An 11,363-nucleotide genomic window follows, 5' to 3' on the forward strand; every position below is an offset into this window, starting at 1 on the left:
TCCCACCGGTCACCGCCGCACCATCCGTCACACCGGCTCAGCTCAGCCCCACCCACTCCTGGTCGATGACCCGCCCGTCGGTTGCCTCGATCGCCGCTGCGTATACCTCCAGAACGCGACGAGCAACCACCGGCCAGTCGAAATTCGCGACCACCTGATCGCCGCAGGCACTCAGCGCGGCCCGCGCGGCCGGGTCGTCCAGCAGCTCGGCCAGCACGTCACGCAACCCCACCGGGTCTCCGGTGGGGAAGAGCCGACCGGCCCGCCCACCGTCGAGCACCCGTCGGAACGCGTCCAGGTCACTGGCGACGACCGTCGTACCCGCTGCGAGGGCCTCGGTGAGGATCATGCCGAACGACTCACCGCCGGTGTTCGGTGCGACGTAGAGGTGCACACTGCGCAGCATGCGCGCCTTGTCCGCTTCGCTGACCAGGCCGAGGAACGTGATCTGCTCGTGCAGTTCGGCCGGGAACTGGTCGTACAGGTCGTCGGGGTCACCCGGGCCGGCGACGAGCAACCGCAGACCGGGCCGGGTGGCGGCCAGCGCCACGAACGCGTCGCGTAGCACCGGGAAGCCCTTGCGTGCCTCGGTGAACCGGCCCAGGAAGCCGAGCGTGCCGCCGGTGCCGGCCGCGCACTCCCCCGGCCAGCCCGGCAACGGCTCGGCGTCGGCGAACTTGGCCACCGCCACCCCGTTGGGGATCTCCACCGCACCGCCGTCCATGTGCTCGACCTGCACCTTGCGGGCCAGCGCGCTCACCGCGATCCGGGCCGTGATCCGCTCCAACACGATCTGGAGCACACCCTGCGCGGCGGCGAGGACCCGCGAACGTGTCATCGCGGTGTGGAACGTGGCCACCACCGGGCCACGGGCGGAGAGCACGGCCAGCAGCGACAGACTCAGCGTGAGCGGCTCGTGCACGTGCAGCACGTCGAAGTCGCCGTTGGTGATCCACCGTCGCACCCGGGCGGTCGACACCGGGCCGAACGCGATCCGGGCCACCGAACCGTTGTACGGCAGCGGAACGGCCCGGCCGGCGGACACCACGTACTCCGGCAGCGGCGAATCCTCGTCGGCCGGCGCGAGCACGCTGACCTCGTGGCCCAGCGCGATCAGCGCCTCGGCGAGGTCCATGACGTGGTTCTGCACCCCACCGGGCACGTCGAAGGAGTACGGGCACACGATGCCGATCCGCATCCGTCAGCCCACCTCCTCAGGCCGGACCGGAGGCCGACGAGGGCAGCGCCGCGCTCTCCCCCGACCTCGACTGGTCCAGCCACATCCGCTGCAACATGTGCCAGTCTTCCGGATGCCGGGCGATACCCGCCGCCAGACCGTCGGCGATCAGCTGGGTCAGCGACCGGACCCGCTGGTCCAGCGGCCCCGCCTCGGGGCCCGGCACCGGCAACGGACCAGCCAGCGACGCGCAGGCGGCATCCGGTTCGTACCACAGCGAGGCCACGTAGAGCGGCGCGCCGGTGTGCAACGCGAGCAGCGCCGGGCCGGCGGGCATCCGGGTCTTCCCGCCGAAGAAGTCCACCTCGACCCCGCGGGCGGAGAGGTCCCGGTCGGCCAGCAACGGCACCACCGCACCGGCCCGCAGCCGGTCCAGCAGCACGTCGAATGCCGGACGTGGCCCCCCGTGGGTCGGCAGGATCTCCATCCCCAGACTCGCCCGGAAGGCCAGGAACCGCTTGTACACGCCCTCCGGCTTGAGCCGCTCCATGACAGTGGTGATCGGCCAACCGGTGGCCGCCACCCAGGCGCCCGCGGCATCCCAGTTACCGGAGTGCGGCAGGGCCACCACCGCGCCCCGACCGGCGGCCACGTCGGCGGCGAGCAACTCGGCGCCGTCGAGCCGGAAACCGGACAGGATCTGCGACCGGCTCAGGGCGGGCAGCCGGAAGGCCTCCATCCAGTACCGGGCGTACGAGCGCAACCCGCGCTTGACGAGATCGTCCAACTCGGCGTCGGGCAGCTCCGGGCCGACCACCCGGCGCAGGTTCGCGCGCAGTCGGGCCGTACCCCCGCCGCCGGCGCGGTGGGCGCGGTCCGCGCCCGCCTGGAACGCGGCCGCCACCAACGGCCGGGGTAGCGCGCGGAGCACCCGCCACCCGGCGATGTAGCCCAGCTCGGTGAGGTTCACGCGACTCGGCCGCCGGTCGTCGTCCGACGCCGGGTCGTCGGCGCGCCACTCACGCCTGGCCGTCCGGCTGGAGCTGCTGGGCCTGGCGGTAGACGTGCGTCATCCGCTGCCCCACCGTGAAGATCGACACGGCGGCGAGCAGCCAGAGCGCGATCTCCAGGGCCGGATCGACACCGACACCGGTGAGGATCCCGCCGACCCCGACGATCAGCAGCCGCTCGGTGCGTTCGGCGATGCCCACGTTGCAGGTCATGCCGAGCCCTTCGGCGCGGGCCTTGACGTAGGAGACCAGGCTGCCGGCGGCCAGGCAGACCAACGCGGCGGCCACCCCGGAGTGGTCGCCCTGCGTGGCCAACCAGTACGCGACGGCGCCGAAGACGGCGCTGTCGGCGACCCGGTCCATGCTTGAGTCGAGGAAGGCGCCGAATTTGGTGGAGCCGCCGCTCATCCGGGCCATCGTCCCGTCGAGCAGGTCGGTGAGCGCGAACAGGGTGACGATCAACGCGCCCGCGACCAGGTGGCCGCGAGCACCGAAGCCGAGCGCGCCGACGAGCACACCAACGGTGCCCGCGACGGTGACGGCATTGGGGGTGACGCCCGCGCGCAGCAGGGCGCGGGCAATCGGCTCTACGACGCGGGTCATCCCCGCGCGGGCCGACACTTGGAAGATCTTCGCCATGGCGGTCCCCACGATAACGGTCCGCCCAGCTCCGGCGATACGGACGGTACCGCCGACCCGCCCGGGGGAGGCTTGTGCCTACCCGGCAACGGGTGTGAGATCGAGCCGGGAGGTGAGCCAGCTCACCCGTCCGCCCGTCCCGTTCCCGCTGTGCAGCAGACCACCGGAGGATATCGCCGCGCACTCGCCCCGGGCCGCTTCCCGTCGCGCGGCGGTCGCCACCACCACCGGCTGAGGGAGGTGCGCCCCATGGCGCAGAAGAGTCACGAGAAGGGTTCCACCGGCGGCACGCCGGTGGTGACCGAGCCCGAGCGGGTCCGCAACGTGGTGCTCGTCGGGCACTCCGGGGCGGGCAAGACCACACTGGTCGAGGCCCTGCTGGCGGCGACCGGCACGATCGGCCGCGCCGGCACCGTGGTCGACGGCACCACTGTCGGCGACCACGATCCGGCCGCCGTACGCCAGCAGCGCTCGGTCAGCCTGTCCTGCGCGCCGCTGCTGCACAACGGCATCAAGGTCAACCTGCTGGACACCCCCGGGTACGCCGACTTCGTCGGTGAGCTGCGTGCCGGGCTGCGGGCCGCCGACGCCGCGCTCTTCGTGGTCTCCGCCGCGGGCGGCATGGACGCGGCCACCGTCGCGCTCTGGGAGGAGTGCGCAGCCGTCGACATGCCCCGCGCGGTCGCGGTGTCCCGGCTGGACCAGCCGCGCGCCGACGTGGACGAGACGGTGGCGCTCTGCCAGCGCCTCTTCGGTGACAACGTGATGCCGCTCTACCTGCCGATGCTCGGCGACGACGGGGTGTCCACCGAGGGTCTGCTCGGCCTGATCACCCGTCGGGTCTTCGACTACAGCGCCGGGCTCCCCGCCGACGTCCGCGACCCGGACCCGGAGCACCAGCGGGCCATCGACGAGTCCCGCGACGAGCTGATCGAGGGGATCATCGCCGAGAGCGAGGACGAGACCCTCATGGACCGCTACCTCGACGGCGAGGAGATCAGCGACGAGGTGCTCATCGACGACCTGGAGAAGGCCGTCGCCCGGGGCCACTTCTACCCGGTGGTGCCGGTCTGCGCCCAGACCGGTGTCGGGCTGGACGTGCTGCTGGAGGTGCTGACCGCCGCGTTCCCGTCGCCGCTGGAGCACGAACTGCCGGCGGTGACCGGCGTGGACGGCTCGCCGCGTCCGCCGCTGAGCTGCGACCCGACCGGACCGCTGGTCGCCGAGGTCGTCAAGACCACCATCGACCGCCACGTCGGTCGGGTCTCGCTGGTCCGGGTTTTCTCCGGCACGCTGCGCCCCGACCAGACCGTGCACGTCTCCGGGCACGGCATGGCCGAACGTGGGCACCCCGACCACGACGCCGGCGAGCGGGTCGGGCACATCTACACCCCGCTGGGCGCCACACTGCGGGAGGTGTCGCTCTGCGTTGCCGGTGACATCTGCGCGATCACCAAGTCGGGCAGCGCCGAGACCGGCGACACCATCTCGACCAGGGACGAGCCCCTGCTGATCGCCCCCTGGGAGATGCCGGAGCCGCTGCTACCCGTGGCGATCGCCGCCCGCAGCCGCGCCGACGAGGACGCCCTGGCCCGCAACCTCGCCCGCCTGGTCGCCGGCGACCCCACCCTGCGGCTGGAGCGCAACCCGGAGACCCACCAACTGGTGCTCTGGTGCATGGGCGAGGCACACGCCGACGTGGTGCTCGACCGGCTGCGCGCCGGCGGCGTCGAGCTGGACACCGAACCGGTCAAGGTGTCGCTGCGCGAGACCCTGACCGTGCCCGCGAAGGGGCACGGTCGCCACGTCAAGCAGTCCGGCGGCCACGGCCAGTACGCGGTCTGCGACATCGAGGTCGAGCCGCTGCCCCGCGGCAGTGGCTTCGAGTTCGTCGACCGGGTGGTCGGCGGCGCGGTGCCGCACAACTACATCCCGTCTGTGGAGAAGGGCGTCCGCGCCCAACTGGAGCGCGGGCTGGTCGCCGGGCACCCCGTGGTGGACCTGCGGGTGACACTGGTCGACGGCAAGTCGCACAGCGTCGACTCCTCCGACGCGGCCTTCCAGACCGCCGGCGCGCTGGCGCTGCGCGACGCCGCCGAGCGTGGCCAGCCGGCCCTGCTGGAGCCGATCGACGAGGTCACCATCCGGGTGCCCGACGGCTCGGTGGGCACGGTGATGGGCGACCTGTCCGGCCGGCGCGGCCGGGTGCTCGGCACCGAACCGGACCCGGACACCGAGGGCCGCACCCTCGTCCGCGCCGAAGTGCCGGCCACCGAGCTGCTTCGGTACGCCGTCGAGCTGCGCTCGATGACGGCCGGCACCGGCACCTTCCGCCGCCACTTCGTCCGCCACGACCCCATGCCCGCCCACCTGGCCGACCAGGCCCGCAAGGAACAACTCCCCTAAACCCGGCCCGGCCCGGCGATCTTGCACTTTCTGTTGTCCTCATGTCGCTGTTGCGGCACAAGTCGCCGCAGGAAGTGCAAGATCGGCGGGGGCTGGCGTGACGCCGGGGGTCTACGGGTGGACTGTGGGGTGGGTGGGGCGGGGCCAGTGGGGGCGGTCGGCGTCGCGCAGGGCCGCGGTGCGGACGGCGGCGAGCTGACGCTCCACCTCGACGAACTGGTCGGCCGGCAGCGGGCCCCGGTGCAGCGCGGCGGCGTTCTCCTCGACCTGGGCGACCGTACGGCAGCCCGGGATCGGGATGGTGCGGCCGTTGCGCGCCCAGATCCAGCCCAACGCCCCCTGGGCGAGGGTGCGCCCGTCGGCGGTGAGCGCGGCACGGACCGCGCCGACCCGGCGTAGCCACTCCGGTGCCGGCCGGCCACCTCGGAACCACTCCAACCAGCCCGGGGCCAGCCCGCGTACGTCGTCGCGGGGCAGCGTCGACCCGGCCGAGTACTTGCCGGTGAGCAGCCCCATCCCGAGTGGGCCCCGGTTGACGCTGGCCAGGTCGTACTTCTCGCAGACGGCGAGCAGCTCAGGGGCGTCACGCAGCACCGACAGGGCGTGTTGCACGGCGGTGGCACCGGCGGCGGCGTGCCCGAACGCGGCAGCCCGGTCGGTGCGGTCGGTGCTCCACCCGTACGCCCGGATCAGGCCCTCGGCCACCAGTTCCTCACAGGTCCCGATCAGCGCCTGCGCCCTCGGTACCGACAGGTCGGCAAGGTGCAGCTGATAGAGGTCGATCCGGTCGGTGCCCAGCCGGCGCAGTGAGGCGGTCACGGCACTGCGCAGGTACCCGGGCGACGCGTCCTCGCCGGTGGCCTGCCGGCTGGCCTCGTCAAAGGTGTAACCCCACTTGGTGGCGATCACGGCGTCGTCGCGGCGACCGGCGAGCGCGCGGCCGAGCACCCGCTCACCGTGCCCGGCCCCGTACGTGTCGGCAGTGTCGAAGAGGGTGATGCCGAGGTCGAGGGCCCGGCGTACCGCCCGCACCGACTCGTCGTCGTCGACAGCGCCCCAGCCCAGCGGCTGGGTGCCCTCCGCCCAGGGCCCGCCGATCGCCCAGCACCCCATGCCGAGGGCGCTGACCTCGATGCCGCTGCGCCCCAACACCCGTGTCGTGACTGCCATCGGCCGATCGTGCCACCTTCGGCGGGCCGGGGCGCAGCAGATCCGCGGGCGGACACGCGGGCGCATGGAGACGGTCACGGTGCGGCATGATCAATGCCATGCGACGGCTCGGGGTGGACATCGGCGGAGTCATCATCGAGCCGGCCGACGACGACGCGGACACGTCGTTCTTCGGCGCGCACTACCTGCGTACCCCGGTCGTCGTCGGGGCGTTCGACGCGCTCGCGGCGCTCGGCCCGGCGTTCGACGAGGTGCACCTGGTGTCCAAGTGCGGGGAGGCCACCGAGCGGCGTACCCGGGAGTGGCTGGCCCACCACGACTTTCCGGCCCGCACCGGCATCCCGGTCGAGCGGGTGCACTTCTGCCGCACCCGACCGGACAAGGCGCCGATCGCCGGACGCCTCGGCCTGACCCACTTCGTGGACGACAAGCTGGAGGTACTCGGCTATCTCGACTCGGTGCCGCACCGCTTCCTGTTCCGGCCCCGAAAGGCCGAGGTCGCCGCACACGCCGCGCTGCTGCCCCGCGTACGCCGGGTGGAGAGCTGGTCGGAGCTGACCCCGCTGCTGCGCGCCGACTAGCCGGACCGGTGGGGAGGCCGCGCGACCGGCGCGGCGCGGCCGACGACGGTCAGGACGGCCAGGCGCGGGCGAGCAGGTCGCGGGTGTCGCCGAGCAGCTGCGGCAGGACCTTGGTACGGCCGATCACGGGCATGAAGTTCGCGTCGCCGCCCCAGCGCGGCACCACGTGCTGGTGCAGGTGCGCGGCGATGCCGGCGCCGGCCACCCCGCCCTGGTTCATGCCCAGGTTGAAGCCGTGGGCGTTGCTGACCTTGCGGATCACCCGCATGGCGGTCTGGGTGTACGACGCCAGCTCGGTGGTCTCCGGCACGTCCAGGTCGGTGTAGTCGGCGACGTGCCGGTAGGGGCAGACCAGCAGGTGCCCCGGGTTGTACGGGTAGAGGTTGAGCACCACGAAGACGTGCTCGCCCCGGGCCACCACCAGGCTCTCCTCCGGGGGCAGCTGCGGCCCTCGGCAGAAGGGGCAGCCGGTGGGCTTCTCGTAGCCCTCGGCCGGGCGGTCCTCGCCGGAGATGTAGGTCATCCGGTGCGGCGTCCAGAGCCGCTCCAGGCCGTCCGCCATGCCGTCACTGTCCGTGTGCCGTTCCGCCCCTGTCACGAGCCGATCCTACGGAGCCGCGCGGGCACGCCGCGACACCCGCCTTCGGGAAACCCGGGACTGCAAGTTCTTGACGGATCAAAGTCGAAGCATGAAACTTCCATGCATCCACGTACTTCCATGCATTGATGGAGGGCTACATGTTCCGACGGCTCGGCAGGTTCCTCGCGGCACTGGCGTTGACCGCCGCCACCACAGTGGCCGGCGTCACCCTCACTGCCGGCGCGGCCCAGGCGGACGGCTGCTACACCTGGGGACGCACCCTGTCCCAGGGGGCGTCCGGCGAGGATGTCCGGCAACTCCAGATCCGGGTCGCCGGCTACCCCGGCTACGGCGCGGTGCTCACCCTCGACGGCGCGTACGGCCCGGCCACCCGATCGGCGGTGATCCGCTTCCAGCAGGCGTACGGGCTGCCCGCCGACGGCATCGCCGGCCCACAGACGTTCAACCGGCTCTACGCCCTCCAGGACGACGACTGCACCCCGGCCAACTTCAGCTACCCCGAGCTGAACAAGTGCAACAGTGACTGGTCCGGCGGCGCCGTCTCGGCGAGCACCGCCCGGTTCAACGCGCTCGTCTCGATGTGGAAGCTCCAGGCCATGCGGCACGCCCTCGGCGACGTGTCCATCGCGATCAGCAGCAGCTTCCGCAGCTACGCCTGCAACAGCGCAGTCGGCGGAGCGTCGAACAGCAGACACCTGTACGGCGACGGGGTCGACCTGGTCGGGTCCCCGTCGTTCTGCCGGCTGGCGCAGCAGGCCCGCTACCACGGCTTCGGGCAGATCCTCGGCCCCGGCTACCCGGACCACAACGACCACACCCACGTGGCGGCGGTCGGAGGCTGGTCAGCGCCGAACTGCGGCATCTGACACCCAGCACCGCCTCCGGGCGAAGATCGTGCTCGAACATGGAAGTAGTGGCCTCCCCCACCGGGGAGGCCACTACTTCCTGGATCGAGCACGATCACGCGGTACGCGGACCGCCTGCGGCGGTTTCGCTACTCGGCGGCGGCGGACGGGCCGATGTTGGTCCGTGAGCTGACCACGTCCAGCACGTGGGTCACGGCCTCGGCGACCGGCACCCCGTTGCGCTGGGAGCCGTCGCGGTAGCGGAACGAGACCGTACCGGCGGCCACGTCGTCGTCACCGGCGATCACCATGAACGGGATCTTCTGCTGCTGCGCCGTCCGGATCTTCTTCTGCATCCGGTCGTCACCCGCGTCCACCTGGGCCCGGATGCCCTCGGCGCGCAGCGCCGCGACGAAGCCGTGCAGGTAGTCGGTGTGGTCCTCGCGGATCGGGATGCCCACCACCTGCACCGGCGCCAGCCAGGCCGGGAAAGCGCCCGCGTAGTGCTCGGTGAGCACCCCGAAGAACCGCTCGATCGACCCGAACAGCGCACGGTGGATCATCACGGGCCGCTGCCGGCTGCCGTCGGCGGCCTGGTACTCCAACGCGAACCGCTCCGGCTGGTTGAAGTCGACCTGGATGGTGGACATCTGCCAGGTCCGGCCGATGGCGTCACGGGCCTGCACGGAGATCTTCGGCCCGTAGAACGCCGCGCCGCCCGGGTCGGGAACCAGGTCCAGGCCGGAGGTCTCGGCGGCGGTCCGCAGCGCCTCGGTGGCCTCGGCCCAGTCCTCGTCGGCCCCGATGAACTTCGGCGAGTCATCCCGGGTCGACAGCTCCAGGTAAAAGTCGTCCAGGCCGTAGTCGCGCAGAAGGTCGAGCACGAAGCTGAGCAGCGTGGACAGCTCGCCGGCCATCTGCTCACGGGTGCAGTAGATGTGCGAGTCGTCCTGGGTCAGGCCGCGGACCCGGGTCAGTCCGTGCACGACGCCGGACTTCTCGTACCGGTAGACAGTGCCGAACTCGAACATCCGCAGCGGCAGCTCCCGGTACGACCGCCCGCGCGACCTGAAGATCAGGTTGTGCATCGGGCAGTTCATCGCCTTGAGGTAGTAGTCCGCGCCCTCCAGCTGCATGGGCGGGAACATGGTGTCCGCGTAGTACGGCAGGTGACCGGAGGTCTGGAACAACTGCGCCTTGGTGATGTGCGGGGTGTTGACGAACTCGTACCCCGCCGCCTCGTGCCGCTGGCGGGAGTAGTGCTCCATCTCGCGGCGGATGATGCCGCCCTTGGGGTGGAAGACCGCCAGGCCGGAGCCGATCTCGTCGGGGAAGCTGAACAGGTCGAGGTCCGCGCCGAGCTTGCGGTGGTCGCGCCGGGCGGCCTCCTCCAACAGCTTGAGGTACGCCTTGAGCTCGTCGCGGGTCGGCCACGCGGTGCCGTACACCCGCTGCAGTTGGGGGTTCTTCTCCGACCCCCGCCAGTACGCGGCGGCGGAGCGCATCAGCTTGAACGCGCCGATCAGTCGGGTGGTCGGCAGGTGCGGACCGCGGCACAGGTCCGACCAGCAGACCTTGTCCTCCTTGGCGTCGAGGTTGTCGTAGATGGTCAGCTCGCCGCCGCCCACCTCCATCACCTCGTCGGTGTCCAGGCCCTCACCCTTGACCTCGATCAACTCCAGCTTGAACGGCTCGTCGGCCAGCTCGGAACGCGCCTCGTCCAGGCTGCCGAAGCGGCGGCGACGGAACCGCTGCCCGGACTTGATGATCTCCTGCATGCGCTTCTCGAGCTTGCTGAGGTCATCGGGCTGGAACGGCTTCTCGACGTCGAAGTCGTAGTAGAAGCCGTTCTCGATGGGCGGGCCGATGCCCAGCTTGGCCTCGGGGAAGATGTCCTGCACGGCCTGGGCGAGGACGTGCGCGGTGGAGTGGCGCAGCACGTTGAGCCCGTCGGGCGAATCCAGGCTGACCGGCTCGACGACGGTCTCCTCGGCCGGCGTCCAGTCCAGGTCGCGCAGCTGGCCCTGCGGGTCGCGGACCACGACGATCGCCTTGGGGCCGTTCGCGGGCAGTCCGGCCGCGGCCACCGCGTCGGCCGCCGTGGTCCCGGCGGCGACGACGACGGGGTCGGCCACGGCGGGGGTACGGGGTGCGGACACGGTGACTCCTCCAAGTGGTACGAAACGGTGCCGATCCTCGGCTCCTGCCGATGCTATCGGTCGCCCCGCCTCCGACCGGGAACGGCACCTCCTTACCGCCGTCGTTGAACCTTTCGCGCCTCGCAGCCGAACTAGAAGGTGTGGCCGGAAACCGGTGCCGGCCGCGTCGACACGGATGGGGGCACGAGATGGCGAGCACGTACGGCGGTGGCCGTCGGCGGCGGATCGTGGCGGCGACCGCGGTGACCGCCGCTGGGCTGCTGCTCTGGCCTGGCGCGGCGTACGCGGCGGACGTGACGACCACCCCGGCCGAGGCCCGGCAGGGCGACGCGGTACGGCTGGAGTTCAGCGTTCCGGAGGAGCGGGCCGGCACGAAGACCAAGCAGATCGAGGTCCGGCTGCCGGCCGACGCGCCGATCGCCGAGGTCTACCCCATGTCGGTGAACGGCTGGGCGCCCCGGATCAGCTCTCGCACCCTGGACAAGCCGGTGGCCGGTATCCACTCCTCCGGGGTGAGCACTGTGACGACCGCGGTGACCTGGGTCCGGGTCGGTGCGAGTGACAGCGGGCCGGCTCGGCTGGCGCTCTCCATGGGGCCGATGCCGCAGGCGGAACGGCTCACCTTCGAGGTCGTTCAGACGTACGCCGATGGCACTGTGGTCCGGTGGGCGGACGCCGCCGGCCCGCACCGGGCCCCGACTCTCGCCCTGCTGCCGGCGGCGCCCGGCGCGGCGGGTCCGGCCGCACACGGCGGGCACGCCGGCCCGGCGGCCGG

10 protein-coding genes are annotated in these 11,363 nt (G+C 71.9%); 4 read left to right on the top strand and 6 right to left on the bottom strand.

Features of this window, described 5'->3' with window-relative positions; genetic code table 11:
- Positions 1-37: 37 nt before the first annotated feature.
- Genes MED15_RS18440 through pgsA form a run of 3 tightly spaced genes read right to left on the bottom strand, consistent with a single transcriptional unit; the run spans position 38 to position 2,826 of the window.
- Entirely contained in the window at positions 38-1,198 is a 1,161-nt protein-coding gene (locus tag MED15_RS18440; RefSeq protein WP_112602094.1) for a glycosyltransferase family 4 protein, read from the bottom strand.
- Positions 1,199-1,214: 16 nt separating this feature from the next.
- A complete protein-coding gene (locus tag MED15_RS18445; RefSeq protein WP_112583380.1) occupies positions 1,215-2,147 on the bottom strand; it encodes a phosphatidylinositol mannoside acyltransferase in 933 nt (310 codons plus the stop codon).
- 49 nt (positions 2,148-2,196) lie between these two features.
- Positions 2,197-2,826, bottom strand: coding sequence for a phosphatidylinositol phosphate synthase (gene pgsA / locus MED15_RS18450; RefSeq protein ID WP_112602096.1), 630 nt, complete (start codon positions 2,824-2,826; stop codon positions 2,197-2,199).
- Positions 2,827-3,075: 249 nt separating this feature from the next.
- Here pgsA and MED15_RS18455 point away from each other — a divergent pair, with 249 nt between their 5' ends.
- Entirely contained in the window at positions 3,076-5,232 is a 2,157-nt protein-coding gene (locus MED15_RS18455; protein ID WP_112736340.1) for an elongation factor G-like protein EF-G2, read from the top strand.
- Positions 5,233-5,343: 111 nt separating this feature from the next.
- Here MED15_RS18455 and MED15_RS18460 read toward each other — a convergent pair whose 3' ends face one another.
- On the bottom strand, positions 5,344-6,402 hold the full coding sequence (locus MED15_RS18460) for an aldo/keto reductase (protein ID WP_112583382.1): 1,059 nt from the start codon (positions 6,400-6,402) through the stop codon (positions 5,344-5,346).
- 98 nt (positions 6,403-6,500) lie between these two features.
- On the opposite strand from MED15_RS18460, the gene MED15_RS18465 reads away from it, so the two are divergent.
- Positions 6,501-6,983 carry a hypothetical protein gene (locus MED15_RS18465; RefSeq protein ID WP_225855422.1) on the top strand — a complete coding sequence of 161 codons (483 nt, stop codon included), beginning with the start codon at positions 6,501-6,503 and terminating at the stop codon, positions 6,981-6,983.
- A 49-nt stretch (positions 6,984-7,032) separates the two neighbouring features.
- Here MED15_RS18465 and MED15_RS18470 read toward each other — a convergent pair whose 3' ends face one another.
- Positions 7,033-7,545, bottom strand: coding sequence for an HIT family protein (locus MED15_RS18470; RefSeq protein WP_181518504.1), 513 nt, complete (start codon positions 7,543-7,545; stop codon positions 7,033-7,035).
- A 176-nt stretch (positions 7,546-7,721) separates the two neighbouring features.
- Between MED15_RS18470 and MED15_RS18475 the strand changes: the two genes are divergently transcribed.
- Positions 7,722-8,450 (top strand): D-Ala-D-Ala carboxypeptidase family metallohydrolase, encoded by a 729-nt coding sequence (locus MED15_RS18475; protein WP_112583447.1) that lies wholly within the window; start codon positions 7,722-7,724, stop codon positions 8,448-8,450.
- Positions 8,451-8,578: 128 nt separating this feature from the next.
- Here the strand turns inward: MED15_RS18475 and thrS are convergent, their stop codons facing one another.
- Complete coding sequence (thrS, locus tag MED15_RS18480) at positions 8,579-10,588, bottom strand: threonine--tRNA ligase (RefSeq protein WP_112583384.1); 2,010 nt, start codon at positions 10,586-10,588, stop codon at positions 8,579-8,581.
- Between the two features lie 188 nt (positions 10,589-10,776).
- Between thrS and MED15_RS18485 the strand changes: the two genes are divergently transcribed.
- A partial coding sequence (locus MED15_RS18485) for a DUF1775 domain-containing protein (protein ID WP_167457674.1) occupies positions 10,777-11,363 on the top strand: 587 nt, incomplete at its 3' end.

The sequence above is a fragment of the Micromonospora noduli genome, from assembly GCF_003264475.1.
GTDB lineage: Bacteria > Actinomycetota > Actinomycetes > Mycobacteriales > Micromonosporaceae > Micromonospora > Micromonospora noduli.

Coding starts and splice junctions, on each gene's coding strand:
- MED15_RS18440 (WP_112602094.1), bottom strand. CDS start 1,198: ATGCGGATCGGCATCGTGTGCCCGTACTCCTTCGACGTGCCCGGTGGG.
- pgsA (WP_112602096.1), bottom strand. CDS start 2,826: ATGGCGAAGATCTTCCAAGTGTCGGCCCGCGCGGGGATGACCCGCGTC.
- MED15_RS18455 (WP_112736340.1), top strand. CDS start 3,076: ATGGCGCAGAAGAGTCACGAGAAGGGTTCCACCGGCGGCACGCCGGTG.
- MED15_RS18460 (WP_112583382.1), bottom strand. CDS start 6,402: ATGGCAGTCACGACACGGGTGTTGGGGCGCAGCGGCATCGAGGTCAGC.
- MED15_RS18465 (WP_225855422.1), top strand. CDS start 6,501: ATGCGACGGCTCGGGGTGGACATCGGCGGAGTCATCATCGAGCCGGCC.
- MED15_RS18470 (WP_181518504.1), bottom strand. CDS start 7,545: ATGGCGGACGGCCTGGAGCGGCTCTGGACGCCGCACCGGATGACCTAC.
- MED15_RS18475 (WP_112583447.1), top strand. CDS start 7,722: ATGTTCCGACGGCTCGGCAGGTTCCTCGCGGCACTGGCGTTGACCGCC.